At 50.7% G+C, this 21,874-nt stretch carries 18 protein-coding genes; 10 read left to right on the top strand and 8 right to left on the bottom strand.

All coding sequences use genetic code 11. The features are described 5' to 3' along the window. Positions 1-817 precede the first annotated feature (817 nt). Both HJG54_RS08650 and HJG54_RS08655 read left to right on the top strand, forming a co-directional pair. Positions 818-1,933 (top strand): hypothetical protein, encoded by a 1,116-nt coding sequence (locus HJG54_RS08650; RefSeq protein ID WP_316434472.1) that lies wholly within the window; start codon positions 818-820, stop codon positions 1,931-1,933. Positions 1,934-2,515: 582 nt separating this feature from the next. Beyond that, the gene (locus tag HJG54_RS08655; RefSeq protein ID WP_316434473.1) at positions 2,516-2,827 is read left to right on the top strand and encodes a hypothetical protein; all 312 of its coding nucleotides are present in this window, start codon (positions 2,516-2,518) and stop codon (positions 2,825-2,827) included. A 213-nt stretch (positions 2,828-3,040) separates the two neighbouring features. Here HJG54_RS08655 and HJG54_RS08660 read toward each other — a convergent pair whose 3' ends face one another. Continuing rightward, on the bottom strand, positions 3,041-4,060 hold the full coding sequence (locus tag HJG54_RS08660; RefSeq protein ID WP_316434474.1) for a CAP domain-containing protein: 1,020 nt from the start codon (positions 4,058-4,060) through the stop codon (positions 3,041-3,043). Positions 4,061-4,516: 456 nt separating this feature from the next. Between HJG54_RS08660 and HJG54_RS08665 the strand changes: the two genes are divergently transcribed. Together HJG54_RS08665 and fghA are read left to right on the top strand one after the other, a co-directional pair. Further along, positions 4,517-5,626 carry an S-(hydroxymethyl)glutathione dehydrogenase/class III alcohol dehydrogenase gene (locus tag HJG54_RS08665; protein WP_316434475.1) on the top strand — a complete coding sequence of 370 codons (1,110 nt, stop codon included), beginning with the start codon at positions 4,517-4,519 and terminating at the stop codon, positions 5,624-5,626. A 46-nt stretch (positions 5,627-5,672) separates the two neighbouring features. Beyond that, entirely contained in the window at positions 5,673-6,509 is an 837-nt protein-coding gene (fghA, locus tag HJG54_RS08670) for an S-formylglutathione hydrolase (protein WP_316434476.1), read from the top strand. A gap of 195 nt (positions 6,510-6,704) precedes the next feature. Here fghA and HJG54_RS08675 read toward each other — a convergent pair whose 3' ends face one another. Both HJG54_RS08675 and purD read right to left on the bottom strand, forming a co-directional pair. Beyond that, positions 6,705-7,817 (bottom strand): glycosyltransferase, encoded by a 1,113-nt coding sequence (locus HJG54_RS08675; protein ID WP_316434477.1) that lies wholly within the window; start codon positions 7,815-7,817, stop codon positions 6,705-6,707. A 664-nt stretch (positions 7,818-8,481) separates the two neighbouring features. After that, entirely contained in the window at positions 8,482-9,792 is a 1,311-nt protein-coding gene (gene purD, locus HJG54_RS08680) for a phosphoribosylamine--glycine ligase (protein WP_316434478.1), read from the bottom strand. A 248-nt stretch (positions 9,793-10,040) separates the two neighbouring features. On the opposite strand from purD, the gene HJG54_RS08685 reads away from it, so the two are divergent. Continuing rightward, entirely contained in the window at positions 10,041-11,312 is a 1,272-nt protein-coding gene (locus HJG54_RS08685) for a tetratricopeptide repeat protein (protein WP_316434479.1), read from the top strand. A 42-nt stretch (positions 11,313-11,354) separates the two neighbouring features. Here the strand turns inward: HJG54_RS08685 and HJG54_RS08690 are convergent, their stop codons facing one another. Further along, positions 11,355-11,552: a hypothetical protein gene (locus HJG54_RS08690; protein WP_036003747.1), complete on the bottom strand. Its 198-nt coding sequence runs from the start codon at positions 11,550-11,552 to the stop codon at positions 11,355-11,357. A 352-nt stretch (positions 11,553-11,904) separates the two neighbouring features. On the opposite strand from HJG54_RS08690, the gene HJG54_RS08695 reads away from it, so the two are divergent. The 5 genes from HJG54_RS08695 (at position 11,905) to psb35 (ending at position 17,886) form a co-directional block, all read left to right on the top strand. Then, the gene (locus tag HJG54_RS08695; RefSeq protein WP_316434480.1) at positions 11,905-12,258 is read left to right on the top strand and encodes a rhodanese-like domain-containing protein; all 354 of its coding nucleotides are present in this window, start codon (positions 11,905-11,907) and stop codon (positions 12,256-12,258) included. Between the two features lie 221 nt (positions 12,259-12,479). After that, positions 12,480-13,580 carry a heat-inducible transcriptional repressor HrcA gene (hrcA, locus tag HJG54_RS08700; RefSeq protein ID WP_316434481.1) on the top strand — a complete coding sequence of 367 codons (1,101 nt, stop codon included), beginning with the start codon at positions 12,480-12,482 and terminating at the stop codon, positions 13,578-13,580. Positions 13,581-13,690: 110 nt separating this feature from the next. Then, entirely contained in the window at positions 13,691-14,731 is a 1,041-nt protein-coding gene (gene chlG / locus HJG54_RS08705; RefSeq protein WP_316434482.1) for a chlorophyll synthase ChlG, read from the top strand. 236 nt (positions 14,732-14,967) lie between these two features. After that, a complete protein-coding gene (locus HJG54_RS08710; RefSeq protein WP_316434483.1) occupies positions 14,968-17,493 on the top strand; it encodes a penicillin-binding protein 1A in 2,526 nt (841 codons plus the stop codon). A 192-nt stretch (positions 17,494-17,685) separates the two neighbouring features. Further along, positions 17,686-17,886, top strand: coding sequence for a photosystem II assembly protein Psb35 (gene psb35, locus HJG54_RS08715; protein ID WP_036003755.1), 201 nt, complete (start codon positions 17,686-17,688; stop codon positions 17,884-17,886). Between the two features lie 234 nt (positions 17,887-18,120). Here the strand turns inward: psb35 and HJG54_RS08720 are convergent, their stop codons facing one another. From HJG54_RS08720 to HJG54_RS08735, 4 genes are all read right to left on the bottom strand, one after another. After that, on the bottom strand, positions 18,121-18,381 hold the full coding sequence (locus HJG54_RS08720; RefSeq protein WP_036003757.1) for a ParB N-terminal domain-containing protein: 261 nt from the start codon (positions 18,379-18,381) through the stop codon (positions 18,121-18,123). Positions 18,382-18,664: 283 nt separating this feature from the next. Continuing rightward, positions 18,665-19,966, bottom strand: coding sequence for a murein hydrolase activator EnvC family protein (locus HJG54_RS08725; RefSeq protein ID WP_316434484.1), 1,302 nt, complete (start codon positions 19,964-19,966; stop codon positions 18,665-18,667). 66 nt (positions 19,967-20,032) lie between these two features. Continuing rightward, complete coding sequence (locus tag HJG54_RS08730) at positions 20,033-20,647, bottom strand: LysE family translocator (protein WP_316434485.1); 615 nt, start codon at positions 20,645-20,647, stop codon at positions 20,033-20,035. Positions 20,648-20,811: 164 nt separating this feature from the next. Next, complete coding sequence (locus tag HJG54_RS08735; protein WP_316434486.1) at positions 20,812-21,279, bottom strand: Lrp/AsnC family transcriptional regulator; 468 nt, start codon at positions 21,277-21,279, stop codon at positions 20,812-20,814. Positions 21,280-21,874 lie beyond the last annotated feature (595 nt).

Consider the following 21,874-nt stretch of genomic DNA (forward strand, 5'->3'; position numbering starts at 1 on the left):
ACGACTCTATACCAGAGCCGAAAAAGTTGCTAGAATTTTCAGACATAACAATCCAAACCTCACTCACTCAAGTGAGGTACAACCAACTCAGAAACCCTTTAGCTAACTGTGGTAGGGAGGCCAGAGGGTTTTTTATTACGTTTCAACAATCTAAAGTCCGCCAATCTTCAATCCAGCAGTTCCAACAATCTCAAGGCAGGACGGACTCAACGAACCCAGAATTAGCGAAATTAACCACCTCCTAGCGCAAGCTTGATTCAGACTTAATCAGAATTGATGAGAGGTTAGCACCGAAAAATTTTGATCTCAACTGTTCCTGACGAACAATACGCCGGAGTAATAGCCTGATTCTTCGCCGGAGTTACAGGTATAAATTATCCGTCGGAGTTACGGGCTGAGGCTGGGTAATCCGCCAAAGTTACAGGTAAGAACGAGGCCAGCTTTCTGTGCAGTGGGGTATGATGAGTTGCCTTCTGCTCTGGATTGAACTTGATCCAAAATCTTGCGTTCCCTGACGCAAAAATCAACGCCGGAGTTACAGGCCGTATCTAAACCATCCGCGCGAGTTATAGGCTAAAACCATCCGCCGGAGTTACAGGATCAAGCGATCAAATCATCCGCCGGAGTTACAGGATCAAACGCTAGATGTAGCGTGTAGGGAAAAATGTTTCTGTTAGACAACTAGATGTGTGGGTTTACAAAAAGTACTGTAGGATCAGAGCACTACAGATAGGGTCAGCTCATCAGCGGTTCGTTGGGGCTGCTCGAAGCGGCTTGATATCTGCTGTAGTAAGTCTTGCCGTCCGGTTTGGTTTCTATGCAAAGTGCCCTAAAGCTCAAAGCCTCTACTCCTGGTGTTGAAAAATCTGCCTTTCCTGTTGATGGTCAGCTTTTAATGGTGTTGCCACGAGCTGCCGCTTCCATCAAAAATCCCGATGTGCATCTGCCCATTCTGCGCTCGGATGAAGAAGGCTATTATCTGGAAATGCAGGTTGAGGCGGATAGCAAGGAAACCAGCGAAGTCGCGGTAATTCGCCGAGTGCCGTTGGAAAACCTTTCGGCGGAGGAGTGGGAAGAGCTGAAGGCGCAGTATGCAAAGCTTGATTTGCAAGCCTGTACCGACCAAGGCATTAGCAAGGGGCTAGAAAAGATTCAGGACCGCAAAATCCAGCGGTTGTTTATGGCACTGCTCACTTTCCTGAATCCGCGTCAAGTGTCGATTGTGCTCTATCTCTACAAACTGGCGGCTCAACAGGGCAACGGTCCGATAGTTTCGTTTCGCTCGAATGATTTGCTGGAACGGCTGGGTTATACCCGCACCAAGGATGGAGGCTTTGCCTCCAAATTGCGTTCCCAGCTCAATCGCGATCTGGTGGCTCTGCACCGCACCGAACTCGTATTGGCCCAATCGCTGCAAAAGGGCAATCAGGTAGGGGCCAAAGTGATGATCAAAAGTGTACTGCGTATCAAGGATTACGAAATTGACAATGTCCCCAGAGATTTTGACCTAGCAAAAGCGGCAGACTATACCTATGAATTAGCCGACGCTTATACGGTCTCTTTGGAATTTTTTGATGGTCCCGGACGTACGGGGGATTACGTGCTGTTTGCCGGTGATATTGATATCAGTCAAAAGCTGGGCAGCAATGCAAAATGTGACTACAAAACTAAATTATTGATTTATCTAGCCAGCCGCATGAAGTGGGATGCGTTACGAGATGGACAGTACCTGATTATTTCTAAACAATATCTGTTCAAAAATCTGGATCTACTGGGCAGTAACTCGTCTCGAAATAATCAAATCTTTTGGCGCACGGTAGAAGAGTTGCGGCAAGATGGCTATATCTTGGGAGCACAGGAATTACCTGGGAAAAAACGTGCGAGCAGTATCCAGTTTCAGGTGAACCCAGAGAAGATTTCTTGTCATTATTAACCTATGCAGGCAGCCTAAGTTGGCTGCTGAACGCCAGTTGCATCGACCAAGGATAGCAATTTGGATTCAATCCTTTGCCTCCAATTACCGTTTTGATATTACTGAATTAACTCAACATTTAGCGTAGAAATAGACCAAGGTTTATTACCCCTAGCGCATATGCGTCTATCCAGGAATCAACGGTAATACTTTAGTTCTATAGTTTTTGGGTTAATTCACCTATAAAATTGCTTTCCCGTGAACATTTAAAAACTCACATTTTTGTTAAAAGAGACTGCAATTTCCGTAAAATTAATATCTAGTGTTGAAATTTTAGCTATAAGAGATGCATTCATCCATTTAATGCGTTTCGAGAGCAGTGGAGTCTCTGTTGGAAATGTTGCCTAGAATGATCGAACTAGGCGGCAGTGTGACTTTTGGAGTGGCTGGAGTATTTGTCGGATATTAGGTTGGACTATGAGTTCCAGTTAGGTGTAACTGTGAACCAGGATGGAGTTCCAGAAGGTAATATTTTATACTGCTTATAATAAGGAGTTAAGCAAAATTCCGGCGTTCGTTCCTGTAAAGTTCGTCAAAGGTCATATGAGCAAGTGTTCCTGTGGGGACTCCTGTAGCGGCAATTGCAGTGCGGGTCCTTGTATCAAGATTAATGATCTGCCAAAGGGAGAGCAGGTTGTTACTACGATCAAGCGTGAAGATATTCCAAAACCTCCGAAGAAGGAAACTACACCTCTGTGGGTGTATATTCTGATGGTTTACCTTGCCCTAATTTTTCTTTGGGCTTTGAAGGATAGCTTCCATTCGCCCTATCCCTATCCGCCTGATTCCCATTTACCGCCACCAAAGCCCTATCCACCTCCTTGCATTCCGCATCAAGATCCGTTCTGTCCATGAGGTCGGGGCGAAGCATTTGCTGATAGATCTATATGCTTGCACTCTAGACTATTTGGCAAATGCTTCGCCCTTACAGGAAGTAGAGGAGTTAGGTTAGCGTCCTGGGTGATGGACGGTTGTACCTTCCAGGGTGATAGTTCAACCATCAAACCCCACGAGCAAGCTAACTTACTCCCTACCCCCTACTCCCTACCCCCTACTCCCTACTCCCTACTACGCCACGATCTGAAACGCCGCTGCTGTCAACGCCGGGGCTGCTGTTGCAGCATTATTGTCACTGTCGATAACGGCCAATACTCCTCCATCACCAAAACCGCCAGCTGAGCGATTAGCGTTAAAGAAGAGGCGACCTGAACTGCGGCTGTAGACAATGCGTTTGCTGCTGGTGCTGGCCAGAGCATCGCGGCTAACGATCCCAATCGAGGTGGGAGAAATGCGGCCAAAGGACGTGCGGTCGAGCACAATTTTGTCCACCCCACGCTCAAAGTCGATGATCCGATCCAAACCAAAATCTTCGGCAGCAAAGGCTTTGCCAGAATCAAACACAAAGGCATCTTTGCCGGTGCCACCGCTGAGGAGATCATTGCCTGCACCGCCGTTTAGCAGATCATCGCCACTACCGCCGTTTAGCGTATCATTGCCACCGTTGCCGAAGATGCGGTCATTGCCGCTTTCACCCGCTAACAGTTCGCCGTCAGCGGTTCCAATTAGTTCATCATCCAGGTTAGGAGTCGGAGAAGGCGCTGGAGCCGGAGCCGGAGAAGGTGTCGGTGATGCAGTGGGTGATGCGGTGGGTAAAAAAGACGCCGGATTCAGATCGCCACTGCCAAACTTCTGAGTCCAGTAGCTGTTGTAGTTGATGGAACCAGTGTCGTTCGCTAAGTAGAAATAACCGACGCCCAGTTCTTTGTATGTACTATTTAACATATTGGCCCGATGTCCGGGACTGTTCTTCCAACCTTCCACTACAGCTTCTGGTGTGGTGTATCCAGCAGCAATGTTCTCCCCCATGCTTTGAGCTTCATAACCAACGGCTTTAGCTCGATCCCAAGGGCGAGAACCATTTTTGCCAGTATGAGAAAAATAATCTTGGTTCGCCATGTCTTCGGAATGGCCCTGAGCGGCAGCATTTAGCTCGGCGTTTAACTTCAATCCAGGTAAACCATTCTCAGCCCGAAATTGGTTGGTGAGTTCGAGTACACGGGTGGTGAAAGCAGTGTTGGTTGTCGCCATTATTTTTACTCCTTCTGATCAAATGAATTCAGCAAATTGATCCTCAAGCTGGTAAATTGCGTTTGCTGAGCTTGCTCTTACCGAGTTCAATCTTGCTGCCTGATCTAGCCGAGAAAATAGTTTGAGCAGAACACTGATTAACAGTACGAATTGCCATTTCACTTTCCGGAGTAAATGGGGGATGATTAATTTCTACAATCAATTCCAATCACAAATTTGTGATTCTCGATGACTTGTCAAAATCCCGTAAAAGTTCTGTAGTAATGCTGTTCTTTATAACTTGATTGTTGATGCTACTCGAAATGCTACAGAGACAATAATCGGTATAAAACTGGATGCAATCAGCGCCTTCATCGTTCCTTAAATATCACTTAAGAGCGAGCGCTTTATTTCATTCCTGTGAGATAGTCAGTGATCTGAAAACCTGCTCAGAAATACTGAGATTGGAGAATTGCTATGGACGTAAAAGCTGCTGTTGCATTGGAGGCTGGCAAGCCGTTGAGTATCGAAACTGTGCAGCTCCAGCCGCCCCAGGCTGGGGAAGTGCTAGTTGAAATCAAGGCAACGGGAGTTTGTCATACAGATGCCTTTACCCTCTCTGGTAGCGACCCAGAGGGCTTGTTTCCCACGATTCTGGGTCACGAGGGCGCTGGAATTGTGGTGGAAGTAGGGCCAGATGTTAAGTCAGTCAAGCCAGGAGACCACGTCATTCCCCTCTACACGCCAGAATGCCGCAACTGTGAGTACTGCCTTAGCGGCAAAACCAATCTATGTCAGGCCATTCGCACCACGCAGGGCAAAGGACTGATGCCCAACGGCACGAGCCGATTTGCGCTAAATGGCCAGATGGTGCACCACTACATGGGCACCTCAACCTTCGCCAACTACACCGTACTACCGGAAATTGCGGTTGCTAAAATTCGCGAAGATGCTCCCTTTGACAAGGTTTGCTACATTGGCTGCGGTGTCACGACCGGAATTGGTGCGGTGATCAACACGGCCAAAGTAGAACCGGGTGCAAATGTGGTGGTATTTGGGCTGGGGGGCATCGGTCTGAATGTGATCCAGGGGGCACGCATGGTGGGCGCAAACATGATTGTGGGTGTGGATATCAATTCCAGTAAACGAGCGCTGGCCGAAAAGCTGGGCATGACTCACTTCGTCAATCCTCAGGAGGTAGAGGGCGACTTGGTGCCCTATCTGGTAGATTTGACCAAGGGCGGTGCCGATTACAGCTTCGAATGTATTGGTAACGTCAATGTGATGCGACAGGCGCTGGAGTGCTGTCACAAGGGTTGGGGCGTCAGCGTCATTATTGGTGTGGCTGGAGCTGGGCAGGAAATTAGCACTCGTCCATTTCAGCTTGTGACGGGTCGAGTCTGGAAGGGGACTGCGTTTGGTGGCGCAAGAGGCCGCACGGATGTACCCAAAATTGTCGATTGGTACATGAATGGCAAGATTAACATTGATGACCTGATCACCCAGGTGATGCCAGTTGAACAAGTCAATGAGGCTTTTGACCTGATGCATCGCGGCGAAGGCATTCGCACCGTGTTGACGTTTTAACAGAATCTGGGCAGAATTCCACTCACTCAACTGAATGGTGATTTCAATGGAGCTTGTTAGTCAATACCGCTGCTTTGGCGGCACGGTGGGTTTTTATCAGCACACTTCGGCTGTCTGCAATAGCGAAATGAAATTTGCGGTCTATTTGCCGCCGCAGGCTGACTCGGAGCCAGTGCCAGTGCTGTATTACCTCTCTGGTCTTACCTGTACCGAAGAGAACTTTACTACCAAGGCAGGAGCGCAGCAGTTTGCGGCAAAGTACGGTCTGATCCTAGTCGTGCCGGATACAAGTCCGCGTAATACGGGCATTGCAGGAGAAAATGACGACTGGGATTTGGGCAGTGGAGCTGGCTTCTATGTCGATGCCACCGAAGCGCCCTGGAGCCGCTACTACAACATGTACAGCTATGTCACCCAAGAGTTACCGGCTCTGATGGCGGCCCACTTTCCGATTCAGGCTGAACGGCAAGGCATCTTTGGCCATTCGATGGGTGGACACGGAGCCTTGATCTGCGCCCTGAAAAATCCGCAGCAGTATGGTTCGGTGTCGGCCTTTGCACCGATTGTGGCTCCGATGCGCTGCCCTTGGGGACAAAAGGCATTCTCGGTCTATCTAGGATCTGACTCGTCAACATGGAAGGCTTACGATGCCAGCGAATTAGTGCTCTCTACTCAACTAGAGCATCCGATTTTGATCGACCAAGGGACTGCTGATTCGTTTCTGGAGAAACAGCTGATGCCAGAGCGATTTGAACAGTCTTGTCGCCAAGCAGGACAAGCGCTGACTTTGCGGATGCAGAGCGGCTATGACCACAGCTACTACTTCATCGCCACCTTTATAGAGGACCACATCCGCCACCATGCCGAACAGCTCTGGGGTTGACCCTTAACCTTCAAAAACCTTGGATTGAAATTTGATCACCTAAATTTGCTGATCGAAATTTGATCCAACTTCATCTGAATTACTAAATTAAAGTAGAACAACATAATTAAACATGAAACCCAAAGGGGGTGTTGTCGCCGCCCTTCGGGCGGCGACAACACCCTGATCTTGGTTTTAATTCAGTTGAATTACTTACTAAGCAGAAAGCCTGAGTACGTTATAGGTATCAATTGCCTCAGCTTGGAGCTGGGTAATCGCGTCGTGCAGGGCTTCTGGAACCGGCAGCCCCATCGTGGTCAGCATGGTTTTGATCCGATAACGCCAATCATGCCTCAGCATGCACTCCTGCTGGTTGCGTCTGGCATTGAGAGCCAGGGTGGTTTCATCGGCTAGTAGGGCCTCAAAGAAGGGAATCCAGTCTGTTGGACTATCTGGAATCTCGATCGTGCTGTTCTCCCAATCCATGAGTTCCTGAACGCCCTGCTCAAACGGTCGTTTGCCTACGATGGTGCAGCCTGCGGCCCAAGCTTCAAACCAGCGATATAGCAGCGGCGAGTGACCGTTGAACCGAGATAAACGGCTCGCTTCAAAGCAAAGGCTGATTTTGGAGCGGCTCAACAGCTTCCGCATTAGGGTGATATGCTCTCGTGGGTTCTCGACTTCTCCCGTTGTAAAGGTAGAGTGGAAGTACATCCGTTCGGTTGAGCCTTGGTTGAAGTGGGCCTGTAGACAGCGGTGAACTGCTTCGTTGCCGCGACCATAACTGATGATGTCAATCCAGCGGTGAGTGCCCGAAGCGTAGGATTTGGTGGTATTGGCTCCTAGGGGCAAAAATGTCGTGCTGATAGAGCTAATTTTGGAAATCTCAGTTGCTAACTCCTGGCTGATTACAAACAGATGATCTAACCAGGCTGCAATGGTGGGATCGAGCCAGGTTGGTTTAAACCCGTCGAGCAGGTAGGCAATCCGCAAATCAAATTGCTTCAGCAGTGGGGCAATCGTCAGCAGTGCTTGCAGAAAATTAGGCGTGAGGCCAATCACCAACAGTACATTCGTGCCTTGAGGTAGCGTCGGCAGATGCTGTAGTTTGTACCAGTGCTTCAGCAACCGATTCAATCGCAGCTCAAAGGGTTCTAGATTGTCTTCAGGAATACCAAGCTGATGCAGCCATTTCAGGGGAAAAATTTTTTCTGGATAAATCAGAGTTGGATTGAGTACTTCTGTCAGGGTTTCCTCAAGGCTGTGGTTAACCGACCAGCCAACATGGCTACCCTTATGCCCTAGTTCTGACAGAACAAATAAATTCATGCTTACCCTCGGTCAAGGCTAGATGCAAAATGGATAGGGAATAGGCAGCCATCAAAAGCAGCGAGAAAAGCAGCTCTGATTGTGAATATTGGCTCAACAGGGATACTCCTGGTTCCAGCGCCTCATATTTGGTTTCCTGCTCGAATTTAGCCTGAAAACTGGTTGAAGTGCTGCTGCCAGAAGAGATATTCGAGGCTGGAGGTTCGAATTTGCTTGCTGAAGAGCAATGGGCGACTTGCTCGAAACCTCGTCAGGTTTGAGAGCAAAATCGAAGTTTGGAACACTTTGGAACACTATTGATTTGTCTACTAATTATCTACGTCTACCCGCTCTTCAGATACGGAAAGTATCTAAAAGTATCAAGAAGGAGTGTATCCAAATCAGAGGAAGAGTTGGCCTAGCACTACCAGCTCCTTGAGTTCAACACACGAGACACCCTGATAATTTCCCACAACATGATTTGCAGAGTTTCAACATTCTAGTGGGGATCACGCAGGAAGAGCGTTTAAGCACTACCTCTTTATTCAAAATTGAAGTGTCAATAAAGAGATCGATTCTCAAATTGACATTTGCTCTAGATTGCTCTATCTGGCTCAGATGGGTGCTCCATTGACGCCGCTCTCCATTGATATAGAGCAGATCAATAGACTGCATAGAAATAGATCTAGCGTTGAGTGGGATTCAGTTGAGGATTGTCTGTATAGTTCACGGCTCGGTGAGCAATATCGCGGCGATAGTACATTCCTTCAAGCTGGAGGCACTCAATCGCGGCATAAACTTGCGTCAAAGCCTCCCGAATTGACGGGCCAACAGCAGTAACGCCCAAAACTCGCCCTCCATCGCTCACCACCTGCTGTTGCTTCAGTTTAGTGCCAGCATGAAATACGGTAGCCCCGGCTGTTTCGGCCTGACTGATGCCGCCGATCACATCCCCTTTGCGATAGCTGCCCGGATAGCCCTGGGCGGCCACCACTACACAAACGGCTGCTCCCGAATTCCAGCTCAAGGGTGGCAGTTGCTCTAGTTTTTGCTGGGCGCAAGCTAACAAAACTGCATCGAGTGGTGTTTCGAGTAAGGGTAAAACAGCCTGGGTCTCTGGATCGCCAAAGCGGCAGTTGAATTCGATCACTTTGGGATTGCCTTCTGGCGTAATCATCAACCCCGCATACAGGACACCCCGATAGTCGATGCCGCGTTTTCGCAGAGCCGCCAGGGTTGGCTCAAGAATTTCCTGTTGGATCCGCTCCATCAGAGCGGGTGAAATAATCGGAGCGGGGGCATAGGCTCCCATGCCGCCCGTATTGGGGCCAGTATCGCCTTCGCCAATTCGCTTGTGGTCTTGAGCAGGCAAAAGGGGCCGAATTGTGATTCCGTCGGTGATCGCTAGAACCGAAACTTCCTGTCCATTCAGGCATTCTTCGATCACAATTTGCTGTCCGGCAGCGCCAAACTGACCACCAAAGGCAGCTTCAATCGCTTCAATCGCTTCCTCAATCGTGGCGGCAACCGTGACGCCTTTTCCGGCGGCTAAGCCATCGGCTTTGATCACAATCGGGGCACCAGTGGTTTTGACATAGGCAATTGCCGGTTCTGCTGTGGTGAATACCTGAGCGGCGGCGGTGGGAATTTTAGCTTCTTGCATCAAGGCTTTTGCCCAAGCTTTGCTGGCCTCAATTTGAGCACCCGCCTGCGTAGGACCAAATACTGTTAGACCCTGACTTTGCAGGTAATCAGTGATCCCGGCGGCTAAAGGTGCTTCCGGACCCACCACAACTAGCCCAATATTATTAACCAAGGCAAATCGGCCAATGCCTTCAAAATCTGTGCTAGACAAGGCCAAATTGCGACAGCGGGGCAGTGTGGCTGTGCCGCCATTTCCTGGAATACAAAATACCTCTTGCACCCGTTCAGACTGCAAAAGCTTCCAAGCAAGGGCATGTTCGCGCCCACCGCTGCCAACTACCAAGACTTTCACGCTCTCACCCTCACTGGAACTGTGCTTGAAGTCGCAACAAAACTGCAACTGATTATGTCATACCATCGAGATGGTTCCCTAGTCAGGGCAATTGATTTTCCGGATTAATCCGGCCTTTTAACTCAGCTTATTCAATCAAAGCCCATTCAAGTTCATTCAAGACAAGCCCAATGCTACAACTTTGCTTTAGGTTCCTGCGCTATCGGCAGTTGAGTGTTCAAACAAGTCTAAAAAACTGGCGGCGGAGTATGGTAACGCTTGGATTCCTGCTGCCTCTGATTGGCTCTGTCAGCTATGCTCAAACGCCTTCTAACCTGGAACCCACCCCCGAAACCGCTCCTGAAAGTACCGAGACTACGCCATCTCCCTCCTCTCCCCCCTCTTCTTCTTCTCCGCCCCTCCCCCCCGCTCCCGTCCCGGATGGCACCGTCCTCAATCCCCTCGAACCCCAGCCCGATCCGCTGCTGCCAGAAATGGTGGTGGATCGGCCCCTCAATCCCCAGGAAAAAAATGTGCTGCGGGCGGCCTTGAATGAATTGCAAGCCCAAGCTGAAGCAAAATTACAGGCGGGTGATTTACCGGGGGCCTTGGAGCTATGGAATCGGGAATTGCGGCTGCGGCGGTATCTAGGCCCCGAAGAAGAAGTGGCTGCCCTGACGCGAGTTGGAGAAGTGGCATGGCGAGAAAGTCAGGCCACCGAATTGCGCTTTATTACCCTGCGGCTAGAGCAAATCGAGCAGGAAGTGTCGACTCAGCCGGAACCTAACTATGACCTGCTGTTGACCCTGGCCCAAGCCTACCAGACCGTGCGAGCGCGGAACCAGTCGGTAGCGCTTTATCAAAAATTGCTAGAGCGGGCTAAACAGCAGCAAAATACGGCTCAGCAGCAGCAAATTTTAACCGCCGTTGCCGAACAGCATCTTGGCTGGTTTGACTACCCCAACGCTGCCCTCGCCTACGAGGAGTTGCTGACCCTGGCCCGCTCAACTGGCGATCGAGCGACTGAAGTGACGGCGCTGGAAAAGTTGGCGTACATCTACAAACAAAACAACCAGCCGGAACTGGCGATTACTGCGCAGCAGCAGTTGGTGGAATCCTATCAAAAGCAAAATAACTTTGTGCCGATTCCGGCGCTTAAAATTGCCATTGCCGATAGCTATGTGCTGCTGAATCGGCCTGACTTTGCCGCTACAAATTACCAGGAAGCGTTTGCGGCGGCTCGCTCGGTGCAGCAATATGCCTATGCCAGTGATGCGCTCTCTAAACTGGCAACCCTCTATCGCTCGCTGAACCGCCTTGATGACGCCCTGATTGTTTACCAGCTCTTGCTGGATGTAGAACGCCAGTCCTACAACTCGTTTGGCATGATGACGACCTATGATCAACTGGGACAGCTCCACCGCGATCGGGGAGACAACCCTCAAGCGCTGGCGGCTTTTCAGCAGGGGTTGCAGATTGCTCAGCAGTTAAACTACAGGGTGGATTATTTCAATCAGCAAATTCAGCAGATCGCCCAGTAGATGATGCTGGTAATGTCGGTAATGTCGGTGATGAATGGACGGTTAAGCTCGGTTTTGAACTGGATCGCGCAGGAAGTCAATCACGACGGCTAAAAAATGTTCAAACTGAGCTACCTTCACTCGCTGTTGCATTTCGATGAACAGTTCAGGCCGCTGAGGCTGACTAACGAGCATGGTCAAGTAGACAGCGGAGGTGATTACAATCGCTTGAACCAGTTTATTCAGCATATTATTCAGCATGACAAACTCTCCTCTACCACAGCCCATATAATGCGCTCTAAAAACAAGTACGGGCATCCGCACTTCAACCCATTTTTAAAGTTGGCGATACTTAACTGCTTGCGGATAGCAGCTCAGAGAATACACGAGTCCTCCTCTTAAGTTTGCGATCATAGCGGATACAACGGGGGATTGACATTTTGATGATTAGGCCAATCGCTAATCAGATGGTCAATCAGAGGACTGAATCCAATTTTAGAATCCTTCAAAACCGAGAGTTCAGATTAGTTCAGACTTGCAGCAGGGGAATTCACCCGATAAGTTGAATAAGTAAGACACACATTTAAAACTTTAAAACCTCTTAGAAGCCTACATGTTTTCAGCCTCCAACCCACCCATTGCTGCCATCAGCGTTACCGAATTAGCAGAGCGGATGACAACCCAGCCTGGTCTCCAATTGATTGATGTACGTGAGCCAGATGAAGTGGCGATTGTCAAAATTGACGGATTTGTTAACTTGCCCTTGAGTCAATTCGCGAATTGGTCGGAACAGATTCAGACCCAGTTTGACCCCCATGCCGAAACTATTGTGCTGTGTCATCACGGAATTCGTTCCGCTCAGATGTGTCAATGGTTACAGCATCAAGGCTTTACCTGTGTCAAAAACGTGACTGGTGGAATTGAGGAATATGCGGCAGTTGTGGATTCCACCCTTGCTCGCTACTGAGGCTGACCCAAGGCTGACCCAAGGCTGAACTGAAGCTCGAAACAAGGCGCATGCTTTGCCGAAACCGAACAAACGGCACCCCAAAACCAGCTCAACCCGATTACAGTAGTGTCATAGGTGCTAGCATCACTGGTTCAGTAGGTTTGGATAGATCAATCTAAATCTGGCTGGATTTGAATTTAGAATCTGCTCGATAAATAAATCTGTTTATTGTTTCTACTATGTCCACGCCATTCAAGCTCAGCGCTCGTCAACAACAGGTGCTTGGAGCCACAGTTCGTCACTATATTGCCACTGCTCGCCCGGTAGGGTCTGAAGCGTTGGTAGACGAGTTTAATCCGCGAGTCAGTCCGGCTACGATTCGCAACGCGATGGGCTATCTGGAAAAATCTGGCCTGCTGTATCAACCCCACACGTCAGCGGGACGGGTGCCTTCAGATTCGGGCTATCGGATTTATGTGGATCAGCTCGTGACACCTTCAGATACGGTGGCGCGACAGGTGGATCAGATTCTGTCGGACCAGCTCAACTGGGAAGAATTGAGCATCGAAGCGCTGCTGCGGGAAGCGGCTCAGATTTTATCTACTTTGAGTGGCTACATTGCGCTGATCACGGTGCCCCAAACCAGTCAGTCCCAACTGCGCCATTTGCAGCTCGTGCAGCTCGATCCGGGGCGCGCCATGCTGATTGTTGTGTTGGATTCCTACCAAACCCAGTCCACGCTGATGTCGTTGCCCCAGCCAGATCCGGATCATGGCTCAGATCAAGCCAGTGATGCTGACCATCTTGACCGGGAACTGCAAATTCTCTCTAATTTCCTCACCGCTCATTTGCAAGGCCGCACGCTGGGCGAAATTGCCATCCTAGATTGGAGTGAGCTGGGCCGCGAGTTTGAACGCTATGGTGAATTATTGCGCACCTCAATGGCCGAACTGAACCGCCGCTGTCAGCTCTCGGTTTCCACCCAAATCCTGATTCGAGGCGTAGCTGAGCTATTGCGACGCCAGCCAGAGTTTTCAGAAGTGCAGCAGGTGCAAACAATCCTGCAGGTGCTAGAGTCGGAAACTGACCAGCTCTGGCCGCTGATTTTTGATACGACTGGGCTGGATGAGTCTGGCAGACGAGTTACGGTGCGGATTGGGGCAGAAAATCCGCTGGAACCGATGCGGACTTGCGCCTTGATTTCGGCCACCTACCAGCGCGGTTCGGTGCCTGTCGGCAGTGTGGGCATGCTGGGGCCGACTCGCATGGTGTATGAGAACGCGATTGCGATTGTGGAAGCAGCAGCCAACTACCTGTCTGAGGCGTTGAGTCAGGAGTAGGGGCAGCAGAGCGGCTGAAGTGCAAACTTGGCTTCAGAGCGGCTCACAATAATGCGGTAGTCTAGTAGATTGGACACGCTGTTTATCCCAGCGACATTACCTTGGTCACCATGTCTGAGCCATTACTAACTCCAGAATCCAACAGTGCTTCGACCAATGCCTCAACCGTGGCGAATGGGGCACCTGACGCAATGGCGGCCGATCGTAACGCCAAAGCCCGCCAGCTTCTGGGCATGAAGGGAGCGCAGCCCGGAGAAACCTCGATTTGGAAGATCCGCTTGCAGTTAATGAAGCCGATTACCTGGATTCCCTTGATCTGGGGTGTGGTTTGTGGCGCTGCTTCTTCTGGCCATTTCACCTGGACAATCGAGAATGTGCTGATTGCGGCGGCCTGTATGCTGCTGTCGGGGCCACTGATGACGGGTTACACCCAAACCCTAAATGACTTCTATGATCGCGAAATTGATGCAATCAACGAACCCTATCGCCCGATTCCCTCAGGGGCAATTTCGGTACCGCAGGTGGTAGCCCAGGTTCTGATCTTACTTGGAGCAGGAATTGTCTTGGCCTATGGGCTGGATGTTTGGGCCGGTCATGAGTTTCCTACCATTACCACAATCGCAATTGGCGGTGCTTTTCTGGCCTACATCTACTCGGCTCCCCCGCTAAAGCTGAAGCAAAACGGCTGGTTAGGGAACTATGCCCTGGGTGCGAGCTATATTGCGCTGCCTTGGTGGACTGGCCACGCCTTGTTTGGCGACTTGAATTGGACGATTGTGCTGCTGACCTTGTTTTATAGCTTGGCTGGCTTGGGCATTGCCGTGGTTAACGATTTCAAGAGCGTCGAGGGCGACCAGCAGCTTGGCTTAAAGTCCTTGCCGGTCATGTTTGGGATTACAACGGCGGCCTGGATCTGCGTTTTGATGATCGATGTGTTCCAATCAGGTATCGCTGCTTACTTAATGGGAATTGGTCAAAATCTTTACGCGGTGCTGTTGATCTTGCTGATTATTCCCCAGATTACGTTCCAGGATATGTACTTCCTGCGGGATCCGCTGAAGAACGATGTTAAATACCAGGCCAGCGCTCAGCCGTTTTTGGTTCTAGGCATGTTGGTAGCTGCTTTGGCGTTAGGACACGCAGGCGTATGATTACCCGATTTTTGCTGAAGCAGCAAGGCGCTGCGGTTGCGTTTTATCTCAAAAGAGACTAACTTTGGATGAAGTTATATCAAGGTTGGTTCATTTTCCGGCTATGATGCCCGATTTTTTGCCTTCCTAGCGGTATGGACAGGCGGTACAGACATCAGGTTTGCCCTATGCGACGTCCTAGGCAGCGAGGATTCCAGTGAGGACAACTCACGTGTAGTGGTTTGTGAGGCATTGCAGTGACAGACTTTCTAACTAAGCTGAGAGCAATCTCAAAATCCAATCGGAATTCTCCTACCCCTTCAGCGACTTCCGACTCGACCGATTCGTCTACTCAACCGAATGGGCATAAGTCCAATGGCCACAAGTCCCAGATGCGAGGAAAAAAGCTGGGGATGGTGTTGCCAGAGCGGGCGAGAACAAGCCTAGATGGGATTTGGCAAACTCTCAAGGAGCCTGGCTCTGACGGAAACCGCCCCCTCTATCAACGCTGGTGGGCTTGGGGAATTGTGGGTTTGGGTTTGGGCCTGGGCGGTTCAGCTATTGCGGCCTGGAGTGCCATTGAGGCAATCAATCGCGATCTCCCCAATACCTCGGATGTGCTGACCTATGTTCGGACTGGCTCCCTCACGATCAAAGCTGCCGACGGCACGATTTTGCAGCAAGTAGGTCCGGCAACCCGTGAGAAAGTCAGCCTGCAACGCATGCCGAAAGATTTAGCGGACGCGTTTATCGCGTCCGAAGATCAAGACTTTTATCAGCATAGCGGAGTAGACTACGATGCGATTGTTCGCGCTTCGTTAAGGAACGTATTGGCGCGGGATGTGGTCGAGGGGGGCAGTACGATCACGCAGCAGTTGGCGCGGATTGTGTTTCTCGATCAGGAGCGCAGCATTGGCCGCAAGCTAAGGGAGGCTTTACTGGCCCAGAAAATGGAGCGGGAGCTGAGTAAGGAGCAGATTCTGGAGCGCTATTTGAACCTGGTCTACCTGGGTTCGGGGGCTTACGGTGTGGCCGATGCCGCCTGGATTTACTTCAGCAAAACCGTCGATCAGCTCACTTTAGGCGAAATGGCGATGATTGCTGGCATGGCTCCTGCTCCGAGTGACTATTCGCCGTTGATTAACCCCGATGTAGCCCGTCGTCGCCGCGACATTGTGCTGGAGCGGATGTTTGATGTCGGGTTTATTACAGCCGCAGAAATGGAGGCAGCTAAAGCCAGCCCGATTGCGGTCAAACCGGGCGAGCAAAAGTATATCAAGAGCGAAGCGCCCTACTTCACCTCCTACATCCAGCAGCAGTTGCCTAACTATGTCTCGGCAGAAGAATTAGAGCTGGGCGGCCTCACGGTAGAAACCACGCTGAATCTAGAATGGCAAAAGCTAGCCCAGGAGACTGTCAATTACGCGATTGAAAATTACGGTCCGGGAGAGGCGTTTGAGCAGGCGGCTCTAGTCTCGATTGACCCGCGCACCGGCGAAATTAAAGCTTTGGTAGGTGGGGATGATTTCGGTAAGAGTCAGTTTAACCGCGCTACCCAAGCCCAACGTCAGCCTGGTTCTACCTTCAAAGCATTTGTCTATTCTGCGGCGATTGCGGCTGGATTCTCGCCTTACCGGGGCTACATCGACGGCAAATATGTGGTGGATGGGTACGAACCGCAAAACTACGGCAAGAACTATCGTGGCTCAGTGTCGATGAAAGACGCCCTCACTGCCTCGATCAATATTGTGGCGGTGAAAGTGTTGGTGGATGTGGGCTTTGATCCTGTAGTCGATCTGGCGACAAAGATGGGCATCAAATCCAATCTGCTGCCTGCCTACTCCTTGGCTTTGGGCACCTCAGAAGTGAACCTGCTGGAGCTGACAAACGCCTACGGTACCTTTGCGAATCAGGGCAATTACGTCGAAGCCCACGGCATTACCCGCGTCTATAACCGCTTTGGCAAGCTGATCTACGAAGCTGAATTCCAACCCCAACGTGCTCTAGATGCGGATAGCGCTTCGATCATGACCTGGATGCTGGAAGGGGTGGTGCAAAGTGGCACGGGACGCAATGCCTATCTGCCCGATCGCTCTGTGGCTGGCAAGACGGGCACATCAGAGAAGCGGCGCGATTTGTGGTTTGTGGGTTATATTCCCCAGCTTGTGACTGGAATTTGGTTAGGCAACGACGACAGCAGCCCTACGTGGGGCCAAAGCAGTACTGCCGCCCTCACCTGGTACGACTTCATGATTGAAGCGACCGAAGACATGCCGGTAGAAGAGTTTCCCGACATTCCCGATATTGAATCCCATGAGGGCAGTATTAAGGCCCAGCCTGTGAAGCCCAAACGGGTTTATGCCAGCGACAATCCTTATCCATCGGGCGGCAGCGGCAACAGTGAGGAATGGAGCGACAACGACAGTAGTAACCAAGGAAGCTGGAGTGATTCGGGCAGTGGTTATTCGTCAGACAGCTATTCGTCAGACTCCTATGATTCCTATTCCGGTGATGACTCCTCCAGCGACAGCTCTGGGTCGTCTAGTGAGCCGGCTCCAGCCGAATCAGCCCCTCCCCCGCCAGCCGAATCAGCTCCTCCGGCAGCCACGGCTCCAGCCGAACCTGCTCCCCCGCTAGCTCCCGTTGAACCTCCGGTTGCCGAACCTGCTCCGGCAGTTGAAGCCCCCATTATTGAGCCACCCCCACCTGCTCCGCCTCCAGTTCCCACCATTCCTGAACCCGCTCCCCCACCCCCGGTGGCTGCTCCGGCGACGAATCCCTAGCCTTCTCTACAATTTGCTGTTGCAGACAAGCTGACTGTGTCTCTACAGGTTTCCTTTACAGGGTCGGTTACGAATTCATCTACATAAGGGTTGAACTAGCAAATACCGATCAGGAGAGAGGTGAGAGCAATAGAGATGCGGTAGAGTGAATGCAGTACAGTATTAAAGAATGTAAAGGGAGCTGGGTTAAACATGACTCTACTTCTGCAAGTTGCAACCGGTGAAGCTTCTTCTTTCCCGTGGGCCTTCACAGCAGTTTACGTCGTTGGTTTCATTGCCGCTGTCACCATTGGTTCGATTGCCTGGTACAACTCAAAGCGTCCGCCGGGTTGGGAAGATAAGCAGCGCCCGGATGTGGTTCCTGAAGTCAACGCAGAAGATCCAAAGGTTTAGCTATCTAGTTCTCTTGGGTTTAAGAAACACATAGGAAACGAGATTAAAAGCTAAGCGCTCCGAGTAGGTTTGGCCATTTGACCCTAGCCACTTAATAAACCAACCTTGATAGTAGAGATGCCGTGAATGTATCTCTACTTTTTCATCGGTTTCTATTTTCTTGTTTTCTGTTCTTCTTGCTAGAACTGAGCGAGTGCTAGAACTGATTAACTAGAACTAATTAACTAGGACTAATTAAGCTAAGTGCATCTTCAGCACTGACTTGGGAGCACGCCGCACATTACAGCGAATCGTTTCATGCCCAAGGCGAGTGCAAGCTTCATAGCGATGGCAGCCTGAAAACCCGTAATACTTGCCATCTACTTCTAGTACATCAATCGGTTCCTGTAGCCCAATCTGCTGAATCGACTCCATCAGCGCCTTCACCTTTTCGGGGTCATTTTGCCGATAAAGCGGACGATTAATTTCGCGAATTGGAATGTCCTGAACTCTCATACCCAACGTTTGTCAACTACTCCTATATCATAATCATAACGAGTACGACTTGCAAGAAGGGCAGGTGTAGGATCCGAGACGCTTGCACTACAGATCGTTCAAATCAATTATTAGATTGACTGATTCAAATCCGACTAAACGCCCTAAATTTACCTAAATTTAAATGCCGCGTTGTACGGGCGTTTCGCCGAAATGCCTCTACGCGAACTCTGGCTGATCAACCGGATTTGATATGACTTAAGCATCTCCCCTCGCCGAACGAGGCTCACGAGCCGCATCTCCCTCACAAATACTCCGCCGGATCCACCGGCTCTCCTCCCAGGCGAACTTCAAAATGCAAATGCGGTCCCGTCGAGAGGCCAGTCGAACCTACCGCTGCGATCGGAGTCCCCCGCTGAATCACTTGCCCTTCTGAGACATAAACTTCACTGGCATGCCCGTATAGAGTTGTGACATTATTGCCGTGATCAAGCACGACGGTCTGACCATAGCCGCCGTACCAGCCCGCAAACAGCACCTTCCCCTGCATAGCAGCCCGAATTGGAGTGCCATAGTCAGCGCCAAAGTCAAGACCGCTATGGAACCGGGCGTAACCCAGAATCGGATGGATGCGATAGCCAAACCCGCTAGTCAAAATGCCATCGCAGGGATAGCTCAACAGTCCTTTGCCGCGCTTGAAGGGAATCCCAGCATTGAATGTGCCCAGCCGCTGCTGAATCAAAATGGCGATGTTATGAGAATCTTTAGCGAGCTGTTCTTCGGCGGCCTCTAGGGCTTTACGGTCTAGGCGCAGGCGGTTGATTAGCGCCTGTTGCTGTTTGGCTTCCTGCTGGTAGTCCAGTTTTTGCACTAGAAGTTGCTGAGTCAGCAGGGCAACCTCGTTTTTCTGGCTCTCTACCTGCTGGCGTTTTTGGTGGATGCTGTCGGTTTGGGCTTTTAATTTGGCGAGAATCTGGCGATCGGCTTCATAAACGCGGCGCAGTTGATAGCGGCGGTCGAGAAAATCGTTCAGGTCCTTACTTTGGAGCAACACGGCCCAGCCGTAGCTACCACGCTGCTGCTGCAAGAAACGCAATCGTCCGACTGTGGCGCGCTGCTGGATGCTGTAGGTTTTTTCAGCCTGCGTGAGTTCCTGTTCTAGGCGTTTGAGCTGCTGGCTTTGGAGCTGAAGCCGCTTTTCGTTTTTGCTGATTTCGGCAGCGGTGGCCTTAATGCTGCTCTGTAAACTGCTTAGCTCCTTTTGGGCCGATTTTTCCTGATGCTGGATGCGATCCTTCTGGTTATCGATATGCGAACGTTCGGTTTCAATTTTGCGCTGCTGCTGCTGGAGTTCTTCTAGCGAGCCGGTCGGTGAGGTTGAGGGAGATGGAGATGGAGATGGAGATGCTGGAGAAGGAGCGCTGGCATGAACCGTAGGACTGAACCAACTGGCGGACACCACCAGCAAACTGGCCAACGCAAAACTACCGATCAGAGTTAGAAGCCGGTTGAAACGAGATTTGAGGATCGGTTTTCTGCTAGCTTTCCAGCTATGAGCTTGGAGAGTGGACCAGATGGAGGTAAAGACTTTTCCAGTGGTAATCATGCTCAGCAATCTGCCCTAGTAGCCTTGATTGAATGGTTCAGGTGAACAGTATCAAGTTGGACTGAATCAAGTTGGACTGAGGGCAATTATGCCAAAGACTAGCAAAATCAAACCGGAAATTCTGTTTAACCATTTCAAGCGATTCGGGTTGAAGTGAGCGCGAAACAGGCTGACGCTACTGCTCAACATCAGCCACCAAAGCGCTGAACCCAAAAACACGCCCATCACCAGCACCGCAGCGCTAGCGTAATCTGCTTGATTGGTCGCTAATCCCAGCCCAGCAAACACGGCTACAAAGGAGATGATTGTCGCTGGATTGGTGAGGGTGAGAAACACGGTGGAACTGTAGGCAGCGAACAACCCCTTACCGCTGCGTTCGACAGTGGCTGCTGCTTTTGTGGGTTTAGACCGCATTGTTTTAATCCCCAAGTAGCAGAGAAACAGCCCGCCGATTAGCCTCAGCCAACCAGCCTGATTGACTAAAAACATAGAAATAAACGTCAGTCCAAATCCGGCGATAGCCCCATAGATCGCGTCGGCAGTGGCGGCTCCTAGTCCGGTCACTAGTCCCACCAGCCAGCCTTCAGCAAGGGCACGGCGGATACACAGGATGCCAATCGGTCCGACGGGCGCGGCGATGGATAAACCGATGATGAGGGCGCGCAGGAAGGAGGGGAGCATGGGTGAAGGGGTGAGGGGTGAGAGGGTGAGGGGCTTCGACGCGAGCGCACTGCCCCCATGGGGCCAGAAAAATCAGCCGAGCGGTGAGGGGCTTCGACGCGAGCGCACTGCCCCCATGGGGCCAGAAAAATCAGCCGAGCGGTGGGGGGTGAGATTTTTGTTTCTTAGCTTTGGGTTTTGTAGATGGGTAGGTTTGAGGTTTCTTTGACGGTGGAGAGGACGATGGTGGTGCGGGTTTTGAGGATGCCGGAGAGTCCTTTGATTTCGTCGCTAATTAGGCGTTCTAGGTCTTTGGTGTTGCGACAGCGGACTTTGAGCCAGTAGTCGTTTTCGCCGGTGACGTGATGGCATTCCTGTACTTCTGGGAGTTGCTGAATTTTTTGCAGAAAGGCGGCGCGATGGCGGGCATGTTCTAGGTCAACTGCGATGAAGGCGGTGAGTTCGCAGCCTACGGCTTCTGGGTTGATCTGGGCGGTGTAGCCCTGAATTACCTGACGCTCTTCTAAGCGTCGGACGCGATCGGCGGCGGCGGGGGCAGAGAGTTCTAATAGCTGCGCTAGTTCAGACCAGGTGATCCGTCCTTGGCTCATCAGGTATTGAATCACTTTTGAATCTATCTCATCTAAGCTCATAAACTTAATAAAATCAAGTTTGAAGTCAATAAACTTTAGTTTAATAGAAAACTTCTGTTTTGAACTTTGGAAGTAAAAGTTCGGCCTCTGTTGGTGGTCTGATGTAAACGGCGATTGGATGAAGTAGATTTACCGATTCGGGCTGTCAGAATAGGGAGAATTCCTTTACCTGCACGCCACGGATCAGGCAATTACGAAAGTGAGCGGCTTCAGGAGCGTTATCTTGCAAGTCAGGTGTTAGTTGTCAGGCGTATCGTTCGGAAGGTGTGGCTTCTCACAGTCGTGGTCTGTTTGGCTTCAGTGTGCAAAAACTTCAAGCAACAGACAGGTTTTGCCAAAATGGTTCGAGATTCCCCCAAAACTGGGGATTTAGGGGGCAAACAATCTGTCTACACACAAATAAAAAACACAGAGACTTATGCCCCTGTGTATTGCGTTTCAATAGTTTGAGAGATAACTTGAAATGCGCTTTTGGAGAGTTTTGTAGAAAACTTACGTAGAGAACTTACACCGACTTGCCGCAGGGCAGATTGCCCATGAATCGTGAGCCAAACCGCTCAGGCACTGCCTGAGCAGCGGAAGAAGCAATTGCGGT

Origin of the sequence: Leptolyngbya sp. NK1-12, assembly GCF_032598965.1 — a bacterium.
Lineage (GTDB): Bacteria > Cyanobacteriota > Cyanobacteriia > Elainellales > Elainellaceae > Elainella.

Excerpts from the sequence above, each read along its gene's own strand:
- HJG54_RS08650 (WP_316434472.1), top strand. The coding sequence starts at position 818 with ATGCAAAGTGCCCTAAAGCTCAAAGCCTCTACTCCTGGTGTTGAAAAA.
- HJG54_RS08655 (WP_316434473.1), top strand. The coding sequence starts at position 2,516 with ATGAGCAAGTGTTCCTGTGGGGACTCCTGTAGCGGCAATTGCAGTGCG.
- HJG54_RS08660 (WP_316434474.1), bottom strand. The coding sequence starts at position 4,060 with ATGGCGACAACCAACACTGCTTTCACCACCCGTGTACTCGAACTCACC.
- HJG54_RS08665 (WP_316434475.1), top strand. The coding sequence starts at position 4,517 with ATGGACGTAAAAGCTGCTGTTGCATTGGAGGCTGGCAAGCCGTTGAGT.
- fghA (WP_316434476.1), top strand. The coding sequence starts at position 5,673 with ATGGAGCTTGTTAGTCAATACCGCTGCTTTGGCGGCACGGTGGGTTTT.
- HJG54_RS08675 (WP_316434477.1), bottom strand. The coding sequence starts at position 7,817 with ATGAATTTATTTGTTCTGTCAGAACTAGGGCATAAGGGTAGCCATGTT.
- HJG54_RS08685 (WP_316434479.1), top strand. The coding sequence starts at position 10,041 with ATGGTAACGCTTGGATTCCTGCTGCCTCTGATTGGCTCTGTCAGCTAT.
- HJG54_RS08690 (WP_036003747.1), bottom strand. The coding sequence starts at position 11,552 with ATGCTGAATAATATGCTGAATAAACTGGTTCAAGCGATTGTAATCACC.
- HJG54_RS08695 (WP_316434480.1), top strand. The coding sequence starts at position 11,905 with ATGTTTTCAGCCTCCAACCCACCCATTGCTGCCATCAGCGTTACCGAA.
- hrcA (WP_316434481.1), top strand. The coding sequence starts at position 12,480 with ATGTCCACGCCATTCAAGCTCAGCGCTCGTCAACAACAGGTGCTTGGA.
- chlG (WP_316434482.1), top strand. The coding sequence starts at position 13,691 with ATGTCTGAGCCATTACTAACTCCAGAATCCAACAGTGCTTCGACCAAT.
- psb35 (WP_036003755.1), top strand. The coding sequence starts at position 17,686 with ATGACTCTACTTCTGCAAGTTGCAACCGGTGAAGCTTCTTCTTTCCCG.
- HJG54_RS08720 (WP_036003757.1), bottom strand. The coding sequence starts at position 18,381 with ATGAGAGTTCAGGACATTCCAATTCGCGAAATTAATCGTCCGCTTTAT.
- HJG54_RS08725 (WP_316434484.1), bottom strand. The coding sequence starts at position 19,966 with ATGATTACCACTGGAAAAGTCTTTACCTCCATCTGGTCCACTCTCCAA.
- HJG54_RS08730 (WP_316434485.1), bottom strand. The coding sequence starts at position 20,647 with ATGCTCCCCTCCTTCCTGCGCGCCCTCATCATCGGTTTATCCATCGCC.
- HJG54_RS08735 (WP_316434486.1), bottom strand. The coding sequence starts at position 21,279 with ATGAGCTTAGATGAGATAGATTCAAAAGTGATTCAATACCTGATGAGC.